Origin of the sequence: Rhodococcus sp. I2R, assembly GCF_020889545.1 — a bacterium.
GTDB lineage: Bacteria > Actinomycetota > Actinomycetes > Mycobacteriales > Mycobacteriaceae > Rhodococcoides.
In genome coordinates this window covers 100,452-124,324 of record NZ_JAHUTG010000011.1, presented here as the reverse complement: position 1 = coordinate 124,324, position 23,873 = coordinate 100,452, and the positions used below count along the sequence as shown (strand labels likewise).

Genomic DNA, 23,873 nt, shown 5'->3' with positions numbered 1-23,873 from the left:
GTGCACACTCTCGACTGGTTGACCGATGCCGCGGAACAGCGCGCTGCTCGCGGACTGCACCGAACGCTGCGCAGTCGATCGAACGCGGTCATCGACCTCGCCTCCAACGACTACCTTGGGCTGGGTGGCAACCCGGAGGTGCAGGACGCCGCCTGCGCTGCCGTCCGCGGATGGGGTGTCGGCGCGACGGGGTCCAGGCTCGTCACCGGGACCACCGAACTGCACCTCGCGCTGGAGTCGGAACTGGCGACCTTCGTCGGCGCAGAATCGGGTCTGGTGTTCTCCTCCGGCTACACCGCCAATCTCGGTGTCGTGGCCGCGATGTCAGGTCGCGGGTCCCTCGTGCTGTCCGATTCGGCCTCCCATGCCTCACTCGTGGACGCCTGCAGGCTCTCTCGCGCCGACGTCGAGGTCTACGACCGGCGGGATCTCGCCTCGGTCTCCCGGCTCCTGAGCACACGGACCCAGGAACGCGCGATCGTCGTCACCGACTCGGTATTCAGTGCCGACGGAGATCTCGCGCCGCTGCGCGAACTGCACATGCTGTGTCGGCGCCACTCCGCGCTCCTCGTAGTCGACGAAGCGCACGGTGTCGGCGTCCGAGGCGCGGGTGGTCGCGGACTCGTGCACGAACTGGGCTTGGCTGGTGAGCCTGACATCCTGATCACCGCGACCCTGTCCAAATCCCTTGCAGCGCAGGGTGGGGTAGTCCTGGGCCCGAGCGTCGTGCGCGATCATCTGATCGATACCGCTCGCCCTTTCATCTTTGACACCGGTCTTGCTCCTGCCGCGGTGGGTGCTGCCCGTGCCGCGTTGGCCGTGCTCGAAAGGGAACCCGAGCGTGCACAGGCGGTGCGTGACAACGCCGCTCGCCTCGCCTCGATCGTCGGCGTCGACAAGCCTGAGTCGGCCGTCGTCTCGGTCGTTCTCGGCGACGCCGAACGCGCGTACAACGCTGCGCAGGAAGCGTTTCGGCGGGGGCTCCATGTGGGCTGCTTCCGTCCGCCGTCGGTGCCGCAGGGTACGTCCAGACTGCGGCTCACCGCCCGAGCCACGTTGACCGAGCGCGATCTCGAGACGGTCGAAGACGTGCTCGGATCCATCCTTCGAGGCGTCCCCGCGTGACCATACTCGTCGTGACGGGCACGTCCACCGACGTCGGAAAGACAATCGCGACAGCAGCACTCGCCGCGGCAGCCATGAAGATGGGTGCGACGGTAGCGGTGGCCAAACCTGTGCAGACAGGTGTCGCCGACGGTGAACCGGGCGACCTCGCCGAGATCCAGCGTTTGGCTGGCGTCGTCGATGTGCGAGAGTCGGCGCGCTACCCCGACCCACTTGCACCCGATGTGGCGGCGCGTCGTGCGTCGATGCCGCTGCTCACTCTCGAGACGGTTGTCGACGATATTCGTTCTCTGACGGCCGATCTGGTGCTCGTGGAAGGAGCAGGCGGTCTGCTCGTACGACTAGGCGAGGACGGGTTCACCCTGGTCGATGTCGCACGTGAGCTGGATGCGCCCGTGGTCGTCGTTTGTGCGGCTGGGCTCGGCACGCTCAACCATGCTGCGTTGACCACCCTCGCCTTGGCCTCGGCCGGGCTCGCGTGTGCCGGACTGATCATCGGATCCTGGTCTACCGAGCCAGATCTCGCGGCACGAACCAACCTCGATCAGCTGAGTGTGGTCACGGGTGCGCCGTTGATTGGGCGGCTGCCGGAGAAGGTAGAGGCCATGGACCGCGCAGACTTCTTGGCCGAAGCTCCCGGCTGGTTCGCCCCGGATGCAGTGGCAGGTATCCTCGCCCCAGGGGTGAGTCCATATGAACTGGGTCGGTAAAGAACTGTTGCTGGCGATCCTGCTGGGAATGTGCACCGGTGTTGCGGTGGCGTTCCCAGCAGCAGGTGCCGGCGCATGGGGGGTCCTGTATTTCGGTGGCTTCTTGGGGGCGCTGGGGGGTTGGCTCATCGGCGCCGTCGCCGTCGTGGGTGGATGGTATGCGCAAGTCACCGCGCGGTCGTGGCCTCCGCGTTCGGTGACTCGCTGGCGCCACCGATTTGCCTTGTGCAACGCGGCAACAGTCGCTTTGGTGTGGGCGTCGTTGCTCGGATGGGCGATGTCCACGCGCCCTACGTATTCGTCGGATACTCGATGGACGCCGTGGTTGTTCTTCACAGTAGTCGTGCTGGTGACCTACGTTCTCGCGTACCTGCTTTCGCCTGCTCAGCCGCGTGAGACTCTCACTCCTGCTGCCGATCCGACCGCGCCAACAACGCCGCCGACCACTGCCGTCGCGAGCGGCAGCGCCACCCACAGGGAGACAGGGAGTCGATCGTCGGGCACGGGTGATAAGTCCCAGAAACCGGCACCGCTGAACGTCGCCGGCACGTCCGACGGAAAGAGCGGACCCGGTAGTTCACCCTCCGAGTCGGAGACGTAAAGCGCTTCCCCGGGGAGGTCTGGCTCGTTCATCGCCCATACGCCCGCGGCGACCAGTCCCAGCAGCGCCCCGAACGCGGTAGTCAATGCCGTCAGTCGAATCTTGTCCTTTGTCACCCGGTCACTTTCGCATACCTGGCTGGGGGCGGCCTGGTGGGATTCTGTGCAATCTCGACGGTATCGTTGCCGATATGACAATGCAGAAAGGCGCATGACAGCCGCCACGACGGTGCGCAGAGCGCTGCGCCCCCGCCATGTACATTTCGCCGCGAACTACCTGTGGATCGTCGACGAAACTCAGCCGGTTGCCGCACTCCTCGAGCCAGACACTTACGAGGTTCAAAAAATCGTCGAGTGGTCCGCGCTCCCGGCGAGGCCACCCGGCACGCGAGCAGGCGAAATCGTTTCCGACGACCACGGGTTGTGGGTTCAGAGTCACTCCGAAGGCCCGCTCGTTCGGGTAACGCCCAATGGCATCGAGCACGCTGAATATACCGAGCATCACGTTCTCTTGTGTGCGGGACCGACCGGCGCCTGGGCCGTGTCCTTACCCCACAAGCGCAACGACGTCGCGCGAACGCGAGACACTCGACCGCAGCGGAATCCTGTGCCTCGGCCGGAATTGCTACTGGCCCCACCTGGGGGCGGCGTCCGACTCTTCCGGGTCGAGGATGTATTGGCTGCAGTGGATTTCGACGAAGCAGCTGATACTCGGCGTCGAGCACGCACCCTGGACGCGAGTGCCACGCACCTCGGATCGAGGCAAGATCGTCCCCGACGAGTACGTCCTGCAATACAGCAGGTCGTGGTTGCGAGTGCCCTTCGATCAGCCCATTCCCGACGTGATCACCCGTCAGAAGTATCTATCCTCACGGCCCGCGCCCGACGTCGGAACAAGCTGGCAAACAAGTGAATACGCAGATGTTTCGTACAACCAGGCTCATCGACGCAAGAGAGCGTTGAGTGACGGAGTGAGTTGGTACTGGGGAGAGCGCAACTTTCACAGCAGCACGACGGTGATCAAGGCGTTCCGTCGTGATGCAATCGTCCCGTCGCGTGTCCTCGAACTCGATGGCTACCGGGTTGCCGGCGGTGCCGCGGGCGGCGGCAAGTTGTGGTTGATTGCAGCGCCGGAGGCAATCGGGGGCGGGGACCGTCAGCTGTTGAGCTGCGACATCGACGACGCCACTGTCAGGCGGGTCGAGACAGTCCACGATGTCGACATTTCTTTGCATTGTTGGCCGATCGGACCTGAGCCGTTGGATCACGAGTCGTACGTCCGATACTGCGTGCGGCGCTTGGACGGTTACACCTTCTCTGATGCGGTGAGCAATGTGCGAGCGCGATACGTCGGGCAGTGGCCTGATGGGCGAATGCACCTGTCGTTCAGCCACGAGCGATTCCCGACGTTGACCCTGGTCGCACGACTGAACATGTACGACGAGCAAGGGGAGCGACTCGAAGACATCATGAAGTACATTCCACAATTGCTGATGGAGCAGGATGGGGTGACCGCGTATCCGCCCGCATCGCAGGCAGTCGACGGAGTGTTGTACGTATGAGGACGGCGCTTGCCCGGCGGTGCGATTCCGGAACCTGACGCTGTAACGCCGACGAGCACAAAACCGACCAACTGGCATGAACCTGTCGCCGTTCACCCGCCTCGCAACCGCCCTCGTCTCCTGTGCCGGTGTTGCGCTACTCGCCGCCCCTTCCGCGTCGGCCGAGGTCGTCGACCTCGACATTCTGCCGGGACTGAGTTTCGGGCCGACCACTCCCTTCGGCGTCGGATGCACATATGTTGCAGTGGCTCGTACGGCGGACTTGTCGGGTCCACGTGTCGGCATTTCACCGGGCGGCTACGACGCGGTCATGCCGATCGAGGAGTTCATGTGGCAATTCGACGGGTACTGGAGCTCGCCCGTGGTCCTCGGTCACAAAGTGTCACTGTGGACACCCACCGCGCCCGGTGTGCATTCCCTGATGGCATACGAAACCTCGGCAGGCGGTCCGGTCGCCACCGTGACGGTCAACCCGGCAATCTCCGTCGGACCGATCTGCTTGGTCGCGCCGTGATGTGAGCTGACGTCGGACTTGTGAGACGGTGACACAGTGGAACCCATGAGGCCGGTCGAGGTCACCGAGGTGCCCGTCGACCCACGCGCGCGTCGCAAGGACATCTGGTGGCGGATCACTTTCTGCGTCATGTTCGTCGTTCAAGTCGTGCTGGTGATCGAATCCGGTCTCTCGTACTGGTGGGCCGCCGGAATCTCCGTGGTCGTTGTGGTCCTCTTCGAAGGAACCTTTTGGGTCCTCGATCGCCGTCGGTCCTGACTGCCCGGCACGATCGACGCTTGACCTCAATATAACTCGAGGTTGCATGGTGGAACTATGCACACGACCTACGACGAGCTTCCTCATCTCTTGACGCTGATGACCGGCGACGAGAAACACAGCCCCAGTGCCACTTCGACTCTCGATGTGCTGTGGGTGCTGTATTCCGACATCCTTCGGGTCGATACGGCGAATCCTGACGACCCAGACCGCGACCGGTTCTACCTGTCCAAGGGGCACGGCCCGATGGCGTACTACGCAGTCCTCGGAGCCCGCGGATTTCTGACGAGCGAGGAACTTCGAACATTCGGAGCATATGACTCACCTCTGGGAAGTCACCCGGATCGGACGCTGGCCCGCGGAGTCGACATCGGGTCGGGGTCTCTCGGGCACGGACTCGGCCTAGCCGCTGGAACTGCTGTTGCACTGCGCATTCAGGGAAGACTCGCGCATGTTTACGTGCTGATCGGTGACGCCGAACTCGACGAGGGCAGCAACATGGAGGCAATCCAGTTCGCGGGGCGTTGCGAACTATCGAACCTCACCGCGATTGTCATCGACAACGATTCGGCAGGGCTGGGGTGGCCAGGTGGGATCGCGTCGCGTTTCGCTGTCGAAGGGTGGTCGACGTCTGATGTCGACGGTCGCGATCACGACATGCTGCGGCGAGCTTTTCGCGGTGAACGCGGTCGAGCCCCTCATGTGGTCGTCGCCCATGTCGAGAAGAAGGAGAACTGATGAGCATCACCGTGGAGAAGAGCCTCGACCAGCGCGAGATCTTCTACCGTCTGGTACCGCAGTTGTTGGCCGACGACGAACGATTGGCGTTGGTAATAGCAGAAATCGGCGCCGCTTACCTCGAACCGCACATCGCACCGGAGGTGCGTCCGCGTGTGGTCAACGTCGGAATACGCGAGCAAGCGATGATCGGGGTGGCGGGCGGAATGGCTTTGGCGGGAATGCGACCGATCGTGCACACGTTCCCACCTTTCCTGATCGAGCGGCCCTTCGAACAGGTGAAGCTGGATCTGGGGCATCAGGGAGTCGGCGCGGTCCTCGTCAGTTCGGGTGGATCGTACGGGTGGCCGCAGGGAGGTGAGACGCACTTCGGTCAGCGTGACGTGGCCCTGCTCGACACGCTCGACGGGTGGACCGTGCATGTTCCCGGGCACGTAGACGAGGTCGACTGGATGTTGCACAGCGCGGTGGCCGGTGACGATCGTGTCTACATCCGGCTCGATGGGATATCGAACGAACGGCCCTACGCGCGTGAGGTCGGCTTCAGTGTTCTGCAGCAGGGCAAGTCGGGCACGGTCGTGTCGGTTGGTCCGATGACGGACCGGGTGCTGGCCGCCGCCCGTGGACGCGATGTGACCGTATTGCACGCGTCGACCATCAGGCCGTTCGACGCCGATACCCTGCGCAGCACTCTGACGACGCCCGACGTCATGCTGGTCGAGCCCTACCTCGCTGGAATATCTGTACTTCAGGTGAATCGGGCGTTGGCCGGTATGCGAACCCGTGTGTCGGGCATCGGAGTGGAGGCCGGGGAGCGTCGTCGATATGGCACTGTGCGCGAACATGATCGGGCGAACGGCTTAGATGTCGAGGGATTGACTCGGGCCATGGACCGGTTCTTCGAGGTGTGACGCCCGGATGTGCTGCGACTGCGCGAGGGTTGCACCAGTCGCCGGTTCGGACCCGATCGGTGTTGGTGTCAATGGTGCCGCGATCCACCACGAGCGAAGCCCTCTACGGGTCTTCTCCGCGGCAGGCGCGGAGGTATTGATGCCTTTCCGAAAGGTACGCCTCGACATCGGCGATCTCGATCAGATGAACCCGTTCGATCGGATGTCGCGGCTTTCGATCATGACGCCGGCGTCGTTGACGTCACCGGCGGCCCACCATCTGCTTGGGCCTCCCCACATTGTGAACTCGACAGGGGCACCGTCGACCAAAATCGAGAGTACGTCACCGGGGGCATCGCGGATTGCTTCACGTTTGGATTCGTAGCCTGGCTCCAGTGGCGAGACCCCAGTTGCTCGACTGATACTTCGCACAGCTTCAGGGTGAGGGTCCCCGGCGACGGTGAGGATCTGGACCGAGATGTCATCGTCAGGGGTGCCGTGTGCGAGACCGGCCGTCATCAATCGTTCGTTCTGCCATTCCCAGTCGCCTACCATGACCTGCCCGTCCCACCCCTGGAGCCCGAATAGGCGAGTCTCGTGGGCGGCGGCGCGCACTTGCTGGTCCGTATCGTCGGCGTGCCGCCAAAACTCACTTGGGGTGGTATGACGGGAGACGTACAACCTGCAGAATTCTACCTAGCTCAGCGCGACTAGAGCATGCCCGTGCGATTCTTGACGCTCTGCTCGCGGGCATGAGCGTCGCGGTGCCGTGAGTCGCTCGTATGCGTGCCGCAGGCTAGCAAGCTGAGGTCGACCGCTTGATCCCGTTAGGCGTGCGCAGCCTCGAATGGGACTACCCGGAGGGAGCGGACCTCGTGGTTCTGGCCGACACTGGAGGAAACCGGTTCTGCGTCATCGATAATGCTAGCGCGCCAGCGGGATTCGGTCTCGACTTCTCCGAGCGCGTTTGATTGAATACGCCGGCGCCCACCGTCAGTCGTCTGGGGAAGCAAACGCCGCCGACGCGAAATCGGCTGGCGGCGTCATCCGCCCTCATTCGCAAGCAGCGGCAAGCTTAGCCAGGAGGTCCCGGAGGCGCGTTGCATCGCTTTCTGGCAAGGCTGTGTGGAGAAGCTCGTCCTCGACTGTTCTGATTCGCCCGCGGACCGTATCGAGCAGCGACTGTCCGGTGTCGGTTATCTCGACGGTGCGCTGGCGTTGGTCTTGCGAACGTTCTCGACCAACGAGCCCTCGCGAAACCAACTCGTCCAGATGCCGACCCAACCGGGTGGGATCACGGCGTGTCCGGCGCGAGAGCTCCTTTTGGGACACAGCGGCGCCCGAGGCGACCTCGGTCAGAATCGCGTACTCCCACATCGAAAGGCCTGCGTCGCGTAGGACGGGCTCCTCCAACGCTCCGAGGCGCGGCAGCACACGGAAGATGAGAGCGGCGAGGTCGGGCTCGTCGCCCGGGGCATTTCGGGAACCAGTCATGGACAGCCTTCCACAAATCGTCTACCGTAGTAGACGGATAATTCATCTACGGCGGTAGAGGATAGTCCCGTTGTCAGTTTGCGCTTTCACGTTAATTCACACCTAGCCAGTTCTTCGTATCTCGACGACACCCGCGCCGGGCAGTCGGGTGAGTCGTGCTGGCTGTGCCGGAAGGGTCACTCCATGGACGTCTCCACCCTCCACGCCGCTACTGAAACCCTCGCCGAATTCTTGTCCGAGGTGACCCAAGGCGATCTTCGCCAGTCAACGCCAGTGCCTGCCTGGGATGTCGGCGACCTGTATCTGCATCTCATCGGCCGAAACTCCGACATCGCTGCAGCTGTTGCTCAAGAATCGGTAGTTCTCGACCCTCTGCGGGCTGACGCGATAGCGAGATCGGATCTTGATGCGTCAGCAAACCTGTACGGGGGCGGGTTCGAAGAGCGATACCGCCAGGCGGCTCGACGGATGGAGTACGCCTTTGCGTCCGTTTCCGACGCCGAGTTGCGCATCAATATGGACGACGTCGACGTCACGGTTGGTGCTGTGTATGAGAATCAGGTGAACGAAACAGTTCTTCATACTTGGGATTTAGCGAGCGCAATGGGATTCTCCTACCAACCGGCTTCGGATGTAGCCCGACGGATCGTCGAGTCGATGTTGCAGTCTCCGCTCGGGGATGTCGACGCGATTTGGCATTGTGCACTCAGGATGTCGGGGCGAATGCCCGTTGCCGAAGGTGGTCGGATGTCGCAGCTGGTGATCTGACCGGACCCCGTTCAATGCGGTCCACCGACCTGTCCCGACGATCCTCCTTGGGCACGAACTGTTCGGAAGAACTCGCGGATGTGTCCTGTCAGGATACTGGGTTCTTCGAGGGCCGCGAAGTGTCCGCCTCGATCTGGAACATCTGTCCACATCGTGATGTTGTTTCCGCGCTCAGCGATTTGCCGGATTCCGACATCGTGCGCGAACATGACGACCCCTGTCGGTGTGCCTGACGACTGTGGGGTCGGTTCCCAAACGTTCTGGGCATACCCGACGTACGCGGCCGAACCCGCGGAAGCGGTGGCCCAATACAGCATTACGTTGGTCAACAATCGATCTCGCCCGATGATCTCGTCTGGTAGGGCCTCGGGTGGGTGCGTCCACGCTTTGAACTTTTCGACGATCCAGGCGAGGAGACCGACGGGAGAATCGACCAACGATGCCCCGATCGTTGCTGGGTCGTGTCGCTTGGATGGCGATGTATCCGAACTCGTCGCGCATGAAGGCCTGGACACGATTCACACGGTCACGTTCGAGGTCCGTCATGGAACTGAGTTCCTCGTCGGACACCTCTTCGACGGGCATCCCGATGCTACCGTTGACGTGGACTCCGACCACCCGGTCTGGCGCTGCACGACCGATTGCCGGCGATACGCTCGCACCGATGTCTCCGCCCTGGACACCGAACTTGTGGTAGCCGAGTCGGTTCATCAGTTCGATCCAGCAGCGAGCTATGCGGTCAGTGTCCCAACCTTCGTCACCAAGTGGGGTGGAGAAGCCGAAACCTGGAAGCGTCGGCACGACAACGTGAAAGGCGTCGGCCGGATCGCCCCCGAACCGTCGTGGATCGCTCAACGGCCCAAGAAGATCGACGAATTCTACGAACGATCCTGGCCATCCATGGGTGAGGACAAGCGGCAACGCGTCCGGTTTCGGGTGAGCGTACGTGCAGGAAGTGGATCGGAGTTCCGTCGATCAGGGTGCGGTACTGAGGGATGTCGTTGAGCTCGGCTTCGGCTTCGCGCCAGTCGAATTCGTTGAGCCAGTAGTCGACCAGTTGGCGCAGATAAGTACTGGGGACGCCAGTGTTCCAATCGTCGGCGGGCAGCGGCTCGGGAAACCGGGAACGTCGGAGACGCTCGTGTAGATCGTCGAGGAGGTTTTCGTTGATGGCGATGCGGTATGGGTCGATCGCGTCGGAGATGGTCATGACGCCAGCCTCGCTGCAATTGCGGTCAGTTACGGACCTCAATTCGAATCCAGTGAGTCAGCAGCCGATTCAGAGTCTCCAACCATTCCCGCCAATGGTGCGCACGTCGAGTCGATCGAGGTCCTTGGCGTCCAAAGTGATGTCGAGAGCGGCGATGTTCTCTTCGAGGTGCAGCATCCGCGTGGTTCCCGGAATGGGGGTCACCGAGCTGCCCTACACCTGGGCTCGCTGCTGCACCCAGGCAAGCGCGATCTGGCCCGGCCATGCGCGGTGTTTGCGGCCGACTTCCGCCAGCAGCCCAGGCAGTGTGGCGTAGGCCGGGGAGATCCGGGCTAGTTGGGACTGCGCCTTGGGTGCGTTCAGGAGTCCTTGTGCCTGAAGAGAATAGGGGTCAACTCCCACCCACGTTCGGCGCATACGGGGATCATTTCCTCGACGCGTCGGCCGCCTCCGCGTCGCCCTCGGGTCTGTCATGCTCGCCCATCCGCATGCATCCCAGCCCTTGAACAGGTACCGTCCAGCCTGCTGTGCCCATCGTTGTCGTGCGCATCTCGCTCCTCGCAGCGTGAAGATCGTCTGATTCTGGCCAGGTGTCATTGACGGCCAGGGTTCGTATCGCGCAGAGTTGAACTCGAACGCGCTCTATGCTCCGTTTCATTCGTCGAAAGGGTCTCATGTTCGGCAAGTCTCTGCTCCTGCTGTCAGGCTCCCTCCGGAACGGATCCAGTAACACGGCTGCGATCAACACAGCCGCGACGGCTCTACCCGCGGGTTGGTGTGCGGAGATATATCGGGGAATGAACGACCTGCGTCATTTCAACCCCGACGTCGAGGCTGAGGGTTTGTATGCCGGTGCGCTACCTGGGTCCATCAAGAACCTGTTCGACTGGACCGTCGGCGGAATGGAAACGGTCGACAAACCCGTTGCTTGGCTCGGTGTTTCGTCGAATGCTACGCAAGCCTCGGGTGCGCACGAATCGCTTCGGGTTGTGCTCGAGTACACCGGAGTAGACTTCGTCAACGCTGCGTGCAGGTTGACTCCGCTGGCTCGTGCGGACGTCGACGCCGAGCTCGTCGCGAAGCCGGCATTCATCGCTGACGCAACCGCCGCGACAGTTGCACCGGTTCGACATGTCGAGGCCGTGAAGTGAGCAAGAGGTCCGCTGCCCACGGCGAGGGTGAGTACTGGCGCGGGAGCGCCGGAAGCCGAAAGTTGGCGGCAGTTCTTTCGGTGCTGACTATCGCAGTTGCTGTTTTCGTTGTTCTGGAAAGCAACTGGCCGTTGATTGGACTCGTCGTCGCGATGGCCATAGCAGGATCGCTATCATTCTGGTTTGTCGAGATCAACGAACACGAAGTGGAAATACGCTCTACATATGCTTGGCCTCGGATATCGGTTGCGACAGCGGATATTGATAGCGCGGCGGTGGTCGACGTCCGTCCTCTGCGGGATTGGGCCGGATGGGGACTTCGGTTCAACGGTATGGGTGACTCGGCTGTAGTACTGCGCTCAGGCGCGGGATTGAGTATCAACAGGAAGGGTGGAAGGCGGACGGTGATTACCGCTCGCAACTCCGAACAGGCTGCAGATTTCCTGAATCGACTACTCGAGCGCGATCGCCGTTAGCGCGTACCCGTTCGTCAGTGAGAACCGATTGACCTCGCTGTACGGCAACAGTACTTGGATGGTCTGCACCGGATTTCACGGAGTGTTGCTCGAATGTTGGCAGGCGGACAGCGATGGCAACCCCCACAAGCTGGTCGAACTGGACCTGAACACCCGGGTTCGACGACTGCCGGACTCCCCGGCGGCGGACCGGGACACTTTGCCTTCCGGGGTTCATCCCGGGCATCGACTGATCGGTCCGACATCGGAAGCTCCCTGCTACTCAACCGCCGTCGTGCCTGAGCCCGCGGACGAGGAGCCAGGCTGCGAGCACGATTTCCTGCAAGGCAATCGGTAATGCAAGGAGCTGCCCGGCACCTCGGAGGGCGAAGTCGTCGGACAAGACGCAGACTCCGCCAGCGGTGACGAGGATGGCTATGCTCCCGCCAATCCCCCAGCCAGCCAGCCAGCCAGCGCGGCACGAGTCGGGCTCGGTACATCGCGACGTAGTACAACATCGAGCCGATCGCGAAAGCGATCACCGAGATCACGTAGGTGGCTGCGTTCCGAGCAATCTCCAATGCGCCCAACGCCATTGCCGAGTCCGATGCAAGTAGGCCAGCGCCGGGATGGCTGAGGCCGACCAGCACCATCAGACCGAGTGCGGCCACCGCGTGAAAGGTCGCTTCGACACCTCGGAAGGCAACAGAGCTGACTCCAAGAGTCGGGTAGTGCCGCCGGATGGCTGGGTAGAGCGCCAACGCGATGCCGACAGCGCCCATGGCCGTGGCGACTTGCAGCGTGGCGGCCAGGAGCAACCGCCCGCGGTTGTCAGCGATCCCGGCGAGGCCGTCGGGTGGCGCGGTATGACCTTGGGAGAGTGCAGTCGAGGCAAGCGCAGTGATGATTCCGGCGAGAAGGAGGACTCCTGCCAGCCGTTCGTTCGGTCGACTCATAGCGTGACTCCTCATCGTGCGTACGGTGTACACACAAGATAGGCGTACGCTGTACACATGTCAACGAGGCCGGTTGGGGCGAGTGTGGGTCTGAGTCGCAGCCGTGTCCTCCGTGCCGCGGTGGATGTTGCTGACCGAGACGGCCTCGACGGCGTGTCGATGCGGCGCCTCGCGGCGCACCTCGGCGTCGCTCCGATGGCCCTATACCGGCACGTAGCCAATCGCGATGCAGTCTTGGATGGGATGGTCGAGCTGATTCTGGAGGCGATCGACAGGCCTGTCACCCCGGACGGCTGGAAGAACGACGTGCGGGCGCAAGTTCTGGCCGCTCGCCGGTCCTTGCTGGAACATCCGTGGGCTGCGGCGGCTATCGAGTCCAGGACCGCGCCGCCGGCGTCGGCGCTGATGCACATCGACGCTCTCGCCACCGCGTTGCTCGCCGGAGGATTGTCTGCCGATCTGGTTCACCACGCGTTGCACGCACTGGGTAGTCGCATGTGGGGATTCACCCACGATGTGTTTCCCGCGCCTCCGCCCGGACCTGACTCCGCCGCGGCGATCCCGGAGGGTCTGGCCGAGCACTACCCCGGCCTCGCCGAGGTTGCGGCCGCAGCCGCACACAACAGTGACACCGTTGTCGGACCCGGGTGCGACGACCAACTCGAGTTCGAGTTCGCCCTCGACCTGTGGCTCGACGGCGTCGAACGGTTGCACGCCTCGGGGTGGAGTTCCGACAGTGCTTGCTAGTCAGCTGCTGCGCAGATATCAGTCGAATTCGGTTCTCCGAGTACGGTGTCGGACACGAAGGACTCGGGGACGGCAGTTCGCAAATCGCACCACGCCCAACCGCACTCGTCAACATCAACGATGTCTTTCCAGCTGTCATGACGAATCTTCGTAGCGTTGAGCAATCTTGCTCGCCCGCTCGAACATGGCGGTACGCAACGACTTCGGGGACAGTGCCTCCGCGTCGAGACCGAGTTGCCAGAGCGCCCATTCGGCATGCCTGGAGTCTTGGAAAGTCACCTCCATCCGCAGCCACCCCTCGGCGTCGACTGCCTCGGCGAGTACGGCCAACGCGGTTGCCAACAGTTCCTCCCTCCGCGCCGGGTTCAGTCGAAGCCCCACCGCCACTTGATCGCCGCCGGATCGAAATCGTGTACTGCGTTGTTGCCATAGTTGTTCCAGGTCGACGGTGCCCGTTCGCTCGGCAGGTTCGGCGAGCTCCTCGGCATCCGCAATTCGTGACAGGCGATAGGTTCGATCTGCGCCATCCGTCGTGGTCAGCAGGTAGCCCTTGCCGCGCACGGTGACCAGGCCGAGTGGATCCACTGTGCGCCAGGTCGGGTCTCGGTCCGGTGACGCGTACAGGATGCGCAGCTTGCGCCCGGCGAGCACTGCGTTTCGGACCTCGTTCAGTATCGCGGCCGGGATTTCCTCGTTGGTCTGCCGACGTGAGAGCAGGTCCGTCTCGGGTTCGATGAGCAATCGCTGCGCGGCGTCGTGCGCTGAGAGGCGATTGCTGTCAGGCAGCGCGTCGACCACCTTGCGCAGGGCTGACGCCAGGGCTGCGCTGAGACCGAAGATCTGTTGGCTCGATCCCGCGGTCAGCAGGGCCAAAGCCTCGTCGTGGTTCAAACCGGTGAGCTCGGTGCGGAAGCCCGGCAGCAGCGCGAAACCACCGTGTCGACCGCGTTCGGCATGGACCGGAACCCCTGCGGTCGACAAGGCCTCGATGTCACGCAGCACCGTTCGAGTCGATACATCGAGCTCGCGGGCCAGCGCGTCCGCAGACATTTTGCCACGTTGGCGCAGCAGGAGGACAAGCGAAACCAGCCGATCGGCGCGCACCTGAGAAATTCTATCCGAAAAACATGACACAAGGTGTCGTGATTCGCTGACAAGCTCGTCTCATCAACCAAAAGAAGGGATCGAGTCGTTATGGAACGAACTGCAGTCAATCCGGTGGACTGGTCGGCGGAGATGGGCTTCAACCAGGGCGAGGTCGTCTCGGGTCATACTCGAACGCTCTTCATCTCGGGTCAGACAGCAATGAGCAGTGACGGTCGGCCGCAGTACGATGGCGATATGGCCGCACAGTTGGCGTTGAGTCTCGACAACATGGAGGCAGTGCTCGGCCAGGCCGGAATGGGCCTGGCGAACCTCGTCCGGCTGAATGTTTACACCACCGACGTCGATGCGCTCTTCCCTCATTACGGGGTGTTGGCGGCGCGTATCGGGGCCGCCGGAGTGGCCCCCACCACCACGATGCTCGGGGTAGTCAGGCTCGCCATCCCCGGCCAGATGGTCGAGCTCGAAGGAACCGCCGTCATGTGATCTGCCCCCGCTTTGTTGAACGTGTGCTGCAATTCGGTGCCTCGCGCACGCCTCGAGGCTTGCTCCCAGTCGCGCTTGGTTGATGGGATCAGCGGTCCAGCGGTTGATCGATCTGCTCGCGCAGAATGTCACCGTGCCCCGCGTGCCTGGCGAATTCTTGAATCATGAGTAGCAGGGTCCATCGCATGCTGAAGGTTCCCTGTTGGGCATCGTGCGTGGTGTCGTCGAGTTCGAAACGCGCTGCGATCTCGCGTGATCGCTGACTGGCGCTTTCGAACTCGACGATGACGTCGGCCAGCGACTCGTCGTCGGTGACGGCGAAGGTGCCCTCGTCGCGGCGCGAATACCCGTCGCAGTCGGATTCGCTGAGTCCAGCCCAAAACCGTTGAAACCAAATGCGTTCGGCAGCCGCAGCGTGCTTGATCAACGATATCGGTGTTGTGAGCGACGCGACGAGTCGTCGATGGGCGTCGGCTTCGGATAAGCCGCGTACTGTCTCGATGAGAGCTTCACGATTGTGGTCCAGCATGTTTTCGATGATTGCGCGTTCGGGGCCAGTTGTGAGTGTCTTGCCGAGCATGTGTTTTCTCCGATGTCTTGCGGTTGACGTGCGAGGTGGGGGTCAGGTTCGACAAATGAACGGTATTTCCGCGGAGGAAGCGGCCTGTGATGATGCGGAATGCAATCCAGGCGTCGAATGCCAGCGCGCAGCCGCAGCGATGAATCGCCAATTGCGGCTCGCCCTACTCGCGGCGAGGTCTCGATGTCCTGAGCGAATGTAACGATACCTGTGTAACATCCGCTTGTGGCGCGACGGTGGTGGGGGCTTGTCGTGGCAGCTGCGGTTGCCGTGGCCCTTGTGTCGCTGGCCTCGAACGTCACGAGCGTAAGCCAGTTGTCTGCTGAGTCCAACACACTGTTGGCTGTGCGCTCGATAATCAGCAAGTTGGCGAATTCAGGGGCCGTGTGGGCTGGACTCCCGATCCTGGCCGGCTGGCTCGTCCGCCGTCCGCTGCAAGCATTTGCGGCGGGCATCGTGGCGAGTCTGATGGCTCTGCTGGTGCATTACGGTGTCGGTCGGCTGTTCGGGATGTTCGATGCCACCGTGTGGGCGGGGAACCAAATGTGGTTCGCGCTAGCGCTTGTCGCGGGCGGCCCATTGGGTCTGATTGGGGCTGCAGCGCGACGCAGTGGACCATGGGGATTGCTTGCGAGTCTCGTCGTCCCCGCCGGGGCGATGCTCGAGCCGTTCTATCTGGACATGTTCAGCGTTCCTACGATCATGCCGTGGCCCGGTCGCGTGGCCAGTGTGGCCGCTGGCGTGGTTCTCGTCGTAGCTGGGGTGGTGGGGGCGGGCGCGGTGCTGATCCGGCACCGGCGCAGGCAGTTTACGCACACCTGCACGCCACCGCGCTTTCCATGTGCCTGTCATTTCTGGAGCACATAGTCACCTCGAGCCGCGAAGCCGGGATTGATCCAGGATCAGCCGAGGTTGTTCGATCGGCATCCGCGAGAGCGTTGACGAGCTGGCCGGGCAGCACCGATTGGGATGTCGTCGGGGAAGAATTCCTTGCGAGCGGAGAGGGTGAACAAATTCTGCAGGCGTCCGATGGTGCAAGCTGACGGAGCGACCTGGCTAGCTGATCTTGCTCTTGTAGATGGCCGTCGCTGCGGCGTAGGCGACGGCGAGAATGCCGATGCACCAGCCGAGGGCGATCCAGATGTCGTTGCCCACTGGCTGCTGTGCGAACAGCGCGCGGATCGTGTCGACGATGGAGGTCACGGGCTGGTTCTCGGCGAACCACGAAACCGGGCCGGGCATGGTGTCGGTGGGTACGAACGCGGAGCTGACGAACGGTAGGAAGATGAGCGGATAAGCGAAACCGCATGCACCGTCAATGTTTTTCGCAGAGAGTCCGGCAATCACCGCGACCCATGTCAGGGCCAGGGTGAACATGATCAGGATGCCTGCGACCGCGAGCCACGCCAGAACACTGGCACCTGTGCGGAAGCCCATGATGAGGGCGACGCCGATGACGATTACCATCGAGGTCGCGTTTGCGACCAGCGAGGTCAGTACGTGCGCCCACAGCGCGCTGGATCGGGTGATGGGCATGGACTGGAATCGCTCGAAGATCCCGCCCTGCATGTCCATGAAGAGCCGGTAGGAGGTGTAGGCGATGCCCGATGCGATCGTGATGAGCAGGATGCCGGGCAGCATGAAGTTCAGATTCGACTCCGATCCGGTGTCGATCGCGCCGCCGAAAACGTAGACGAACAGCAACATGAGCGCGACGGGGGTGATCGCCGTGGTGGTGATGGTGTCGGGGCTGCGCAGGACGTGGCGCAGCGAACGCCTCGTCAGGACCACGGTGTCCGCGTACGTATACGTCGTCGTCATGACCTTCCCTCGCTGTTCGTGGTGTTACCTGCGCTGTCGTCGCTGACGATTGCGAGGAAGATTTCTTCGAGGGTGGGCTTCTTCTCTACGTACTCCACTTTCGCGGGCGGCAGCAAGGCCGAGAGTTCGGCGAGGGTGCCGTTCACGACTATTCGGCCCTGGTGGAGGATCGCGATCCGGTCGGCGAGTTGCTCGGCCTCTTCCAAGTGCTGTGTCGTCAGCAGCACTGTTGTTCCGTTGTCGGCGAGTTCCTTCACCGTCTGCCACACCTCGATGCGCCCCTGGGGGTCGAGTCCGGTGGTCGGTTCGTCGAGGAATATCACCGGGGGATTCCCGATCAGACTCATCGCAATGTCGAGACGACGGCGCATTCCACCCGAGTAGGTCGACGCTTTCCGGTCACCGGCCTCGGTCAATGCGAAGCGATCGAGCAGCTCGTCGGCGATCTTGCCCGGGTGCTTTTGGTGTCGTAGCTGTGCGATCAGTACGAGATTCTCTCGCCCACTGAGGATCTCGTCGACGGCTGCGAATTGTCCAGTGAGACCGATTGATTCGCGCACATGCTGGGGTTGTGTGACGAGGTCGAACTCGTTGATGGTGGCTGTTCCGGCGTCCTGTCTGAGCAGGGTGGCGAGGATCTTCACTACTGTGGTCTTGCCGGATCCGTTCGAACCGAGCAGGGCAAAGATGCTGCCCGACGCCACGTCGAAGTCGACGCCGCGCAGGACCGGAAGGTCTTTGTACGACTTCTCCAAGCCCTGCACCCGGATCGCTACACCCGTTGTCATTGCTGCCCTCGTTCCGCGTCCTCGATGGCCTTGGTCAGGCGGACGCGTTCTTTGTCGATCCACTGCGCGCCGCTATACGCCTGGGCGAACGTCTCGGCGAAATCGACCGGGTCCTCGCCTACGATCTTGCGTACCGGAGTGCCGTCTACGGCGGCTCGCTCCCACAGGTCGACCAAATCGCCCGTCATCGTGACGAGGGTCGCACCGTTCGTGAGGCTGCCGTAGTACATGAGATAGCGCTGAAGCGCTTTCGCGGTGGCGGCGTACGGTTCTGGAAGGGCATCGATGCGTGCTTGGTACTGCTTGTATTGCTTCTTCTGTTCGAACGATCCGGTGAAAGTCTCGATCCAGTTGGGTACCATCACTTCTCTCCTTCGTGGAGCTGTTCGATACGTTCTGCGAGGAAGCTCCATGTCCTCCAGAACTCGTCGAGTTGTTCGCGCCCTTGCCTGTTGATCGAGAACACTTTCCGTGGCGGCCCCTTCTCCGAGGGGACCTTCTCCACATCCACGAAGCCCCGCTGCTCGACTCGGACGAGCAAGGCGTAGACGGTGCCTTCGGCCAGATCCGAGAACCCCCGCTCCCGCAACATTGCCGTGATTTCGTAGCCGTATGCCGGCTGCTTGGCAAGAATTGCAAGGACGATCCCCTCGAGGGTGCCCTTGAGCATCTCCGTCGTCTGATTGCCCATCACTCACCTTCGGTCTAGTCTGTGACGCTGACTACCGGTACAAAGTAACACTGAGTACCGGTAGTCAGCAAGAGAGAATAGCGACCGTGTCTGATGCTCCGTGCTGAGTTGCCGGACTTGGAGAGGTGGGCCACCTGTTTGCCAGAGGGTAGGGACCACCGTGCCGCGAGAGCCGCAACTTCGACGTATCGGTGATGCAGCCAGGCCCATTCGGCGAGCGACTATGGTTCGATGACGGAGGACTTCTCGCCTACTGCTCATGCGGTTCGTTGCTGCCATCTTGGCTTGGTGCGCGGCAGATCGCACATGACCGCAACCTGAAAGGCGTTGGCCCAATGCGATGGATCGAGAGCTTCCTAGGCGTCTTGGTGGGGTCAGTGATCTGCTTTTTCGCGTTTATTCTCATCGCGCCTGCGAACTTGTGCGCAGACCGCGAACCCTCCTACGCCTCGTCGGCGACCTTGGATTCCAGCCGAGCACCCCTGCCTCTACCCACCGCTAGATGCACCATCGAGTGGGCGGAGACCGGCGAGAGAAGCACTACGTTCGTCGTGGACTGGACGGCAACACTGCTGCTGGTTCTGGGTATCACTGTCGTGGCGATCTCGTTGCTGGTCTTCAGAAGTGGACGCCCGTCAAACGCGCAGTAGGTTTGCACGTTGCTGCTTCGAACCAGGCACAAGTCGCGGTCACTCAGCGGAGATCAACAGGTTGGTCATCTCGACCGGAATCGCTCGGTATCCGCCAAATGCGACTCGGCGGCAACCGTCGAGTTCGGCCGATAGGGGTGTGCCCCCGGATCCGTCGGGTCGGCGCAGTTCGACCTCGGCGATGCGGCTGGCAACCTCGTTGCAGGGAGGCGCAATTGAGCTCTCTGCTACGGCCCGCATGAGCTGTCTGCTGTCTGTCAACGTCAACCGCGTACGCGACTCTTCGACGAAGCCCTCGGGTGAGGATTCGATACGGCACACCTGTAGCCGCCCGACGTTGGCAATCGGGGTGGCCAATGCGCTTTGGCCCGGAACGAATTCCGGGCGTTGATCTTCCCTCGCCGCTGCCCCATCGACATCTTCCTGTGAGGTGACGGTGAAAGGCGGACCGTATGACGGCTGGCAGCGTCCGGGGTTGTCAGCAGACACACCTTCGACGGGTTCCTTGGTTCGTGCGATCTCGTTCAAAGCGGCAAGTGGCGCTGACGGGTCAGGCAAGAAGCCGCATGGATGCAGCGGCCATTGCGGACGGATCGCCCGCCCGGTGGCGTCGACGAACCACAGGCCTGCAGGTGACCACTCACGGATGGCGCAACTCACCGTCGTATTTTCGTCTGTGAATCGCCTCGACGGAGTCCGGAACGCATCGACGACGGCGGCGATATCGCCGCCGAGTCGGACAGTATCGATAGTCAGGGATCCAGAGACGTCTTGACCGCGTTCGCACCGAACGACTGCCACTGTGCCGAACGCTGAGGGCGGATACCCGCGCGGCACCGTAGGCGGTGGACTACCGGTGTTCCATTCGGTTAACTCCTCCAGCTGGGCGCGGATGTCTGGGAGCCAGCAATCTGGATGGTCGACAATTACTGCATCGTCGGGGAAGGAGTCCTTCATGCTTTCCCTGAAGCTCAACACCGACGAGCAACCAACGATCGCCAACACCAGGACCACTGCTAAAACACCGAATCTTCGACGCGCCCGTTGCCGATGCATGCAGGCAAGACTACGACGGTCACTGGGTGCATCTGTGGCGAAATCGAGTGTTCCGACTCGATGGCGATGGCGTCGAGCGCGAAGTGCCCTGACGAAAGCCAGGACGGCGCTCGGTACAGGGCCATCTCGGTGACGAGCTGAGCGGTCCGAGCTGCGAAAGAGGCACGCCGGTAGAGGGATCGGTGAGGCGTACCGGCAAGTGGGAGGTCATTTTGCGTCGATCACCGGACAACGTGAGAATTACCGCTCCATCTGGCCCGCTATTCGACCATGCAGCCGTCGATACGGACTGTAGGAAGCCAGGTCGCCAGCGTGCGGCCCAAGGTTGCAACCATCCGCGGTCCGAAGATGCATAGCGTGCGTTCCCACGGGTGGCCGAATGTTCCTTCATCGAACCCGTCGCGAGCGAATATGTAGTAGTCGCCGTTCGGGTAGACAGGAACGCGCCACTCGGCATCCTCGGCGGCGCTGGCGTGTGCTTCTGCGTTGAAGCTGTAACAGGTGTGTTGCCAGTCGAGCACCACGAAAGCGGGGTCGTCGGCGAATTCGGTAACAAAGCAGCGGAGGGCTTCGGCGTTTACGGCGTCGACTCGCGCGGCCGAGGATGCCAGTGTGGAGAAGCTGTGCCAGTCGAGGTCGAATGTCATCGAGGGGGTCGGTTCAGCGATGGCCGGCCACGATGCTGGTTTCGTTCCGGGCCGGAAGCCGTACTTGCTTTCGAAGGTGGTCCAGTGCTTCGTTTGCGCACTGTGATCGAGCGCAGTCCACCCAATCGGAAGTGGCGACCCGAAATCCTTGGTCAGTTTGGTCGACATCGCTCCATCGTCCGTCATTTGCACGGTTGAAGCGAACTAATTTTCGACGGAATGTGCGTTGTTTTCAACAACTTCCACAGATCCAGCGCATCCTTGTCCCCGGAATGCCGCCAGATCGCCAGAGGAGCGACATCTTGTCTTCGAGCGCTTACTGCTCACCGACGACGCGGTCGTCCCGCGGGATCGATTCTTCGCACACGGTCCACGGGTTCACTGGGGTGCAGCCTCTGTTGAAGTTCGTCGACGGCAGCGTCGTCAAGATCGACTTCTCTCGCTCCTGCGGCCCAATCCCACTCCGGTGTGGACCATGCATAGTGCAGTATTCCCCATTTCGGGTCCCAACCCTCCGTGCGGCGACGGCGGCGAGATAGCATCGTACTGCGGTTCTGTGCATCGAATCCGCCCGTGTCCGGGTCGGTTTCGCGAGCGTCGACCGGGGTGAAGTCGATCGGTACGCGGGTAGTCAACGCCGTCGCCGTTACATTCTCGGCGAACCATTGCGCCTGCTGTAGTTGATGTTCCCTACGCTCGTCTCGGAGAATCTGTTGATACTGCTCGGACGTGTAGGCGGGGCCGTCCCAGACGAACAGCGTCTCATCCAAGGGCTCACCGACCACCAAGTCTACGAACTCTGAACCCACTCCGGTCTCCTCGAGGCGGTTCGCGAGCATCTGGCCGGATTCGATGTCGACCCAGATGCGTAGTGGATGCGGCTTCCCGGTTGGCGGTGCGAGTCGCACGGTCCAACAACGACGGCCAGCAAAATCTGTCGTCTCGACCTGGTCCACGGGTTGAGCAAAATCACTGCCGGTCCATTCGGCCGTGCTTCGACGTTGCAGTAGGAACTGGCTGGGGCCGAGATAGACAACCCGAGCGAGCGAACCGACACGGGGTCGGTCGACATGGCCGGTGAAGTCCCAGGCGCGACTACCATCGCTGATGAAGATGGGGTTGCCATCGACGTTCTCGACACGAACTCGACGCCCCTGCAGCCAGACACGACACCCGGTGTCCGGCACCGCCAGCATCGAACCTCCGCCGCTGTGGCCCGGTTCGTGTCCAAACGACTCTGGAGTACCTTCGGCTCGCACTTCGTAGATGCTGCCTCGGACCGGTAGATTCGGTCCATCGGTCAGGGCTTTGAGGACTTCGATCCAGGCCGTCATTGCCGCAGCCTAGCGCTCCTTCGGAGGTCGCATCTCGCATCTCCTCTTCACGAGAAGCGGGCCCTGCCCTTCGCCGTCGGCTAGTGCTGCCAGCTCTCGTAGGCCGTGCCCCCGCGCGAGAATGTGCCGAACTCGCCGCGCTTGGCCGCGACCACGACTACGAGCGCTCCACGGTCTCGTCGTTGTCTATCCACTCGAGGTCCGGCTGGCCGAGCCCGGCGGCGACGGCCCGGATCGTGTTCGGAAGTCTGGGGAGTGATGGCGACGGACACTACTTGATCGGCGTGTGCTGGCCAGGCTTCGATTTCCGGAAGGCGAAGGAGGCCGTCGATGGCCAGGTTGTATCCGTCGATGTACACGGTAGGGGCCGAGCCGCGGATATCGTCCAGATTGACTACTATTGCGCCGACTGGTCGTTCAGTCGCGCCACACGGTCTTGAACTGGTACCACGGCCCGTCGAGGTGTGTTGCAGTGGAGTCGTCGAAACCCGATGGTCGACCGTCCGGTGAATACACCCAGCCTGATGTGGTGTTGAACATGCTGTCGTTGTCGAAGAAGTAGACCGAGCCCGAAGAAGTCGACCGCGCGGAGCGGATGTCGAAAGGACCGATCTCGAATTTTTCGACAGAGCTTTCGGGTGTGTCGCTGAGTTCGCGCGCTACCACCTCGAACTCGTCGCGCACATCGGAGAATGTCGGGGGAGGAGCCAAGATCATGCTCGCAGCTGCCGCTGCGACCACCACCGGTGCGGGAAGAATCCACCACGACCAGCGTTGATCTTGCCCGACGACGTAGAGAGTCTTGATCGCCCAGACTGTAGCCAGGACGACGAACGTCGCGACGGCCGCTAGTGCCGCCAGTAGCGGATCCGCCCAGGTATGTCGGCCGAACGGCGATGGCCAGAAATTGTAGTGCAGGCAGAGCCACACGGCGACGGTCACTGTGGTCAACACCAAGAGGATCGGGCCGGGCGCTTTGGCCGGCCTATGCACCGACTGCGCGTCAGCCGATCCTCGTGCCTCTCGTGCCTTGCCTGATCGCATGCAGTGAGCCTATTCGTGAGTCATCCCAGCGAACAGAATCAGTCGACATCGGACAGGATTGGAGAGTGTTGGGGAAGGACTGGATCAACACCGCAAGGACTTCGCTGCGGTGTTGCCCTTCAGCCCTGCGTAGATCAGGACGATGCACACTGCTAGAAAAACGGCCGTGGCAGTGACGGCTGACGCCACGGATCCGAAACCTGCCACGACGCCGATCACGACTTGCATGCACAATCCCGCAACGGCTGTCCACACCGTCCGGAGCAGAAACGGCCGCGCAACCTGATGGGCCAACTGCCACGCTTCGGGACTCGACGTCGTCGCCTTCGTGCGAATGCCCACAACGGAATTCGGTTCGTCACCGACGAGACGCGGCATGAGACCAGCGACGAACGCGATGAGGAGCATCGACAGAGTCAGCGAGATCGTCAGCCCCAGCAAATCAGATGACTCCACTACCCAGCCCTATCGACAGAATCTGACGCTACCGCTAT

Annotated in this window: 30 protein-coding genes and 3 pseudogenes; 12 read left to right on the top strand and 21 right to left on the bottom strand. The window is 62.2% G+C overall.

Annotated features, from left to right (window positions below):
- A complete protein-coding gene (locus KVY23_RS13745) occupies positions 1 to 1,125 on the top strand; it encodes an 8-amino-7-oxononanoate synthase (RefSeq protein ID WP_230557015.1) in 1,125 nt (374 codons plus the stop codon).
- The gene (gene bioD / locus KVY23_RS13740) at positions 1,122 to 1,835 is read left to right on the top strand and encodes a dethiobiotin synthase (RefSeq protein ID WP_230557013.1); all 714 of its coding nucleotides are present in this window, start codon (positions 1,122 to 1,124) and stop codon (positions 1,833 to 1,835) included. The genes KVY23_RS13745 and bioD overlap by 4 nt, the downstream gene beginning before the upstream one ends.
- Before the next feature lie 384 nt (positions 1,836 to 2,219).
- On the opposite strand, the gene KVY23_RS13735 is transcribed toward bioD, so the two are convergent.
- Entirely contained in the window at positions 2,220 to 2,552 is a 333-nt protein-coding gene (locus tag KVY23_RS13735; RefSeq protein ID WP_230557011.1) for a hypothetical protein, read from the bottom strand.
- Between the two features lie 554 nt (positions 2,553 to 3,106).
- Here KVY23_RS13735 and KVY23_RS13730 point away from each other — a divergent pair.
- From KVY23_RS13730 to KVY23_RS13710, 5 genes are all read left to right on the top strand, one after another.
- Entirely contained in the window at positions 3,107 to 3,997 is an 891-nt protein-coding gene (locus tag KVY23_RS13730; protein ID WP_230557009.1) for a hypothetical protein, read from the top strand.
- A 76-nt stretch (positions 3,998 to 4,073) separates the two neighbouring features.
- Complete coding sequence (locus KVY23_RS13725; protein ID WP_230557008.1) at positions 4,074 to 4,511, top strand: hypothetical protein; 438 nt, start codon at positions 4,074 to 4,076, stop codon at positions 4,509 to 4,511.
- Between the two features lie 45 nt (positions 4,512 to 4,556).
- Positions 4,557 to 4,769 carry a hypothetical protein gene (locus KVY23_RS13720; RefSeq protein ID WP_230557005.1) on the top strand — a complete coding sequence of 71 codons (213 nt, stop codon included), beginning with the start codon at positions 4,557 to 4,559 and terminating at the stop codon, positions 4,767 to 4,769.
- A 57-nt stretch (positions 4,770 to 4,826) separates the two neighbouring features.
- A complete protein-coding gene (locus KVY23_RS13715) occupies positions 4,827 to 5,507 on the top strand; it encodes a transketolase (RefSeq protein WP_230557004.1) in 681 nt (226 codons plus the stop codon).
- The gene (locus KVY23_RS13710) at positions 5,507 to 6,418 is read left to right on the top strand and encodes a transketolase family protein (protein ID WP_230557002.1); all 912 of its coding nucleotides are present in this window, start codon (positions 5,507 to 5,509) and stop codon (positions 6,416 to 6,418) included. The genes KVY23_RS13715 and KVY23_RS13710 overlap by 1 nt, the downstream gene beginning before the upstream one ends.
- A gap of 180 nt (positions 6,419 to 6,598) precedes the next feature.
- On the opposite strand, the gene KVY23_RS13705 is transcribed toward KVY23_RS13710, so the two are convergent.
- Positions 6,599 to 7,012 carry a hypothetical protein gene (locus tag KVY23_RS13705; protein WP_230557001.1) on the bottom strand — a complete coding sequence of 138 codons (414 nt, stop codon included), beginning with the start codon at positions 7,010 to 7,012 and terminating at the stop codon, positions 6,599 to 6,601.
- A gap of 438 nt (positions 7,013 to 7,450) precedes the next feature.
- Positions 7,451 to 7,891 carry a MarR family winged helix-turn-helix transcriptional regulator gene (locus KVY23_RS13700; RefSeq protein ID WP_230557000.1) on the bottom strand — a complete coding sequence of 147 codons (441 nt, stop codon included), beginning with the start codon at positions 7,889 to 7,891 and terminating at the stop codon, positions 7,451 to 7,453.
- A 183-nt stretch (positions 7,892 to 8,074) separates the two neighbouring features.
- On the opposite strand from KVY23_RS13700, the gene KVY23_RS13695 reads away from it, so the two are divergent.
- On the top strand, positions 8,075 to 8,659 hold the full coding sequence (locus KVY23_RS13695; RefSeq protein ID WP_230556999.1) for a maleylpyruvate isomerase family mycothiol-dependent enzyme: 585 nt from the start codon (positions 8,075 to 8,077) through the stop codon (positions 8,657 to 8,659).
- 11 nt (positions 8,660 to 8,670) lie between these two features.
- On the opposite strand, the gene KVY23_RS25120 is transcribed toward KVY23_RS13695, so the two are convergent.
- The 5 genes and pseudogenes from KVY23_RS25120 to KVY23_RS24925 form a co-directional block, all read right to left on the bottom strand.
- Positions 8,671 to 9,174 carry a hypothetical protein gene (locus KVY23_RS25120; protein ID WP_230557110.1) on the bottom strand — a complete coding sequence of 168 codons (504 nt, stop codon included), beginning with the start codon at positions 9,172 to 9,174 and terminating at the stop codon, positions 8,671 to 8,673.
- A 34-nt stretch (positions 9,175 to 9,208) separates the two neighbouring features.
- A pseudogene (locus tag KVY23_RS25115) lies at positions 9,209 to 9,580 on the bottom strand (alpha/beta fold hydrolase); the annotation flags it as partial.
- Between the two features lie 76 nt (positions 9,581 to 9,656).
- Positions 9,657 to 9,869: pseudogene (locus tag KVY23_RS24935) on the bottom strand (epoxide hydrolase N-terminal domain-containing protein); the annotation flags it as partial.
- A gap of 69 nt (positions 9,870 to 9,938) precedes the next feature.
- Positions 9,939 to 10,073 carry a hypothetical protein gene (locus KVY23_RS24930; RefSeq protein WP_268995095.1) on the bottom strand — a complete coding sequence of 45 codons (135 nt, stop codon included), beginning with the start codon at positions 10,071 to 10,073 and terminating at the stop codon, positions 9,939 to 9,941.
- A gap of 220 nt (positions 10,074 to 10,293) precedes the next feature.
- On the bottom strand, positions 10,294 to 10,419 hold the full coding sequence (locus KVY23_RS24925; protein WP_268995094.1) for a hypothetical protein: 126 nt from the start codon (positions 10,417 to 10,419) through the stop codon (positions 10,294 to 10,296).
- Between the two features lie 247 nt (positions 10,420 to 10,666).
- Between KVY23_RS24925 and KVY23_RS13680 the strand changes: the two genes are divergently transcribed.
- Complete coding sequence (locus KVY23_RS13680; protein WP_230556998.1) at positions 10,667 to 11,020, top strand: NADPH-dependent FMN reductase; 354 nt, start codon at positions 10,667 to 10,669, stop codon at positions 11,018 to 11,020.
- Between the two features lie 738 nt (positions 11,021 to 11,758).
- Here KVY23_RS13680 and KVY23_RS25285 read toward each other — a convergent pair.
- Positions 11,759 to 11,941, bottom strand: a complete 183-nt coding sequence (locus KVY23_RS25285; protein ID WP_363324682.1) for a hypothetical protein — start codon at positions 11,939 to 11,941, stop codon at positions 11,759 to 11,761.
- Positions 11,942 to 11,960: 19 nt separating this feature from the next.
- Positions 11,961 to 12,431: pseudogene (locus tag KVY23_RS25280) on the bottom strand (DUF4386 domain-containing protein); the annotation flags it as partial.
- Positions 12,432 to 12,488: 57 nt separating this feature from the next.
- Between KVY23_RS25280 and KVY23_RS13675 the strand changes: the two are divergent.
- Positions 12,489 to 13,178 (top strand): TetR/AcrR family transcriptional regulator, encoded by a 690-nt coding sequence (locus tag KVY23_RS13675; protein WP_230556997.1) that lies wholly within the window; start codon positions 12,489 to 12,491, stop codon positions 13,176 to 13,178.
- 135 nt (positions 13,179 to 13,313) lie between these two features.
- On the opposite strand, the gene KVY23_RS13670 is transcribed toward KVY23_RS13675, so the two are convergent.
- Positions 13,314 to 14,282 carry a YafY family protein gene (locus KVY23_RS13670; protein WP_230556996.1) on the bottom strand — a complete coding sequence of 323 codons (969 nt, stop codon included), beginning with the start codon at positions 14,280 to 14,282 and terminating at the stop codon, positions 13,314 to 13,316.
- 90 nt (positions 14,283 to 14,372) lie between these two features.
- Here KVY23_RS13670 and KVY23_RS13665 point away from each other — a divergent pair, with 90 nt between their 5' ends.
- Positions 14,373 to 14,768: a RidA family protein gene (locus tag KVY23_RS13665; RefSeq protein WP_230556995.1), complete on the top strand. Its 396-nt coding sequence runs from the start codon at positions 14,373 to 14,375 to the stop codon at positions 14,766 to 14,768.
- Positions 14,769 to 14,856: 88 nt separating this feature from the next.
- Here the strand turns inward: KVY23_RS13665 and KVY23_RS13660 are convergent, their stop codons facing one another.
- Positions 14,857 to 15,348 (bottom strand): DinB family protein, encoded by a 492-nt coding sequence (locus KVY23_RS13660; RefSeq protein ID WP_230556994.1) that lies wholly within the window; start codon positions 15,346 to 15,348, stop codon positions 14,857 to 14,859.
- A 225-nt stretch (positions 15,349 to 15,573) separates the two neighbouring features.
- Between KVY23_RS13660 and KVY23_RS13655 the strand changes: the two genes are divergently transcribed.
- Positions 15,574 to 16,215 carry a DUF6518 family protein gene (locus tag KVY23_RS13655; RefSeq protein WP_230556992.1) on the top strand — a complete coding sequence of 214 codons (642 nt, stop codon included), beginning with the start codon at positions 15,574 to 15,576 and terminating at the stop codon, positions 16,213 to 16,215.
- A 189-nt stretch (positions 16,216 to 16,404) separates the two neighbouring features.
- Here KVY23_RS13655 and KVY23_RS13650 read toward each other — a convergent pair whose 3' ends face one another.
- The 9 genes from KVY23_RS13650 to KVY23_RS13610 form a co-directional block, all read right to left on the bottom strand.
- A complete protein-coding gene (locus KVY23_RS13650) occupies positions 16,405 to 17,169 on the bottom strand; it encodes an ABC transporter permease (RefSeq protein ID WP_230556991.1) in 765 nt (254 codons plus the stop codon).
- Positions 17,166 to 17,957 carry an ABC transporter ATP-binding protein gene (locus KVY23_RS13645; protein ID WP_075838088.1) on the bottom strand — a complete coding sequence of 264 codons (792 nt, stop codon included), beginning with the start codon at positions 17,955 to 17,957 and terminating at the stop codon, positions 17,166 to 17,168. The genes KVY23_RS13650 and KVY23_RS13645 overlap by 4 nt, the downstream gene beginning before the upstream one ends.
- Entirely contained in the window at positions 17,954 to 18,319 is a 366-nt protein-coding gene (locus tag KVY23_RS13640) for a DUF1048 domain-containing protein (protein WP_230557103.1), read from the bottom strand. The genes KVY23_RS13645 and KVY23_RS13640 overlap by 4 nt, the downstream gene beginning before the upstream one ends.
- On the bottom strand, positions 18,319 to 18,648 hold the full coding sequence (locus KVY23_RS13635) for a PadR family transcriptional regulator (RefSeq protein ID WP_230556989.1): 330 nt from the start codon (positions 18,646 to 18,648) through the stop codon (positions 18,319 to 18,321). The genes KVY23_RS13640 and KVY23_RS13635 overlap by 1 nt, the downstream gene beginning before the upstream one ends.
- A gap of 689 nt (positions 18,649 to 19,337) precedes the next feature.
- Entirely contained in the window at positions 19,338 to 20,354 is a 1,017-nt protein-coding gene (locus KVY23_RS13630; protein ID WP_230556987.1) for a hypothetical protein, read from the bottom strand.
- Positions 20,355 to 20,614: 260 nt separating this feature from the next.
- The gene (locus KVY23_RS13625) at positions 20,615 to 21,169 is read right to left on the bottom strand and encodes a DUF2716 domain-containing protein (RefSeq protein ID WP_230556984.1); all 555 of its coding nucleotides are present in this window, start codon (positions 21,167 to 21,169) and stop codon (positions 20,615 to 20,617) included.
- A 155-nt stretch (positions 21,170 to 21,324) separates the two neighbouring features.
- Entirely contained in the window at positions 21,325 to 22,335 is a 1,011-nt protein-coding gene (locus KVY23_RS13620; RefSeq protein ID WP_230556982.1) for a hypothetical protein, read from the bottom strand.
- 417 nt (positions 22,336 to 22,752) lie between these two features.
- Positions 22,753 to 23,379, bottom strand: a complete 627-nt coding sequence (locus tag KVY23_RS13615; RefSeq protein WP_230556979.1) for a DUF1109 domain-containing protein — start codon at positions 23,377 to 23,379, stop codon at positions 22,753 to 22,755.
- Between the two features lie 84 nt (positions 23,380 to 23,463).
- Positions 23,464 to 23,835: an SdpI family protein gene (locus tag KVY23_RS13610; RefSeq protein ID WP_230556977.1), complete on the bottom strand. Its 372-nt coding sequence runs from the start codon at positions 23,833 to 23,835 to the stop codon at positions 23,464 to 23,466.
- Between the last annotated feature and the right edge of the window lie 38 nt (positions 23,836 to 23,873).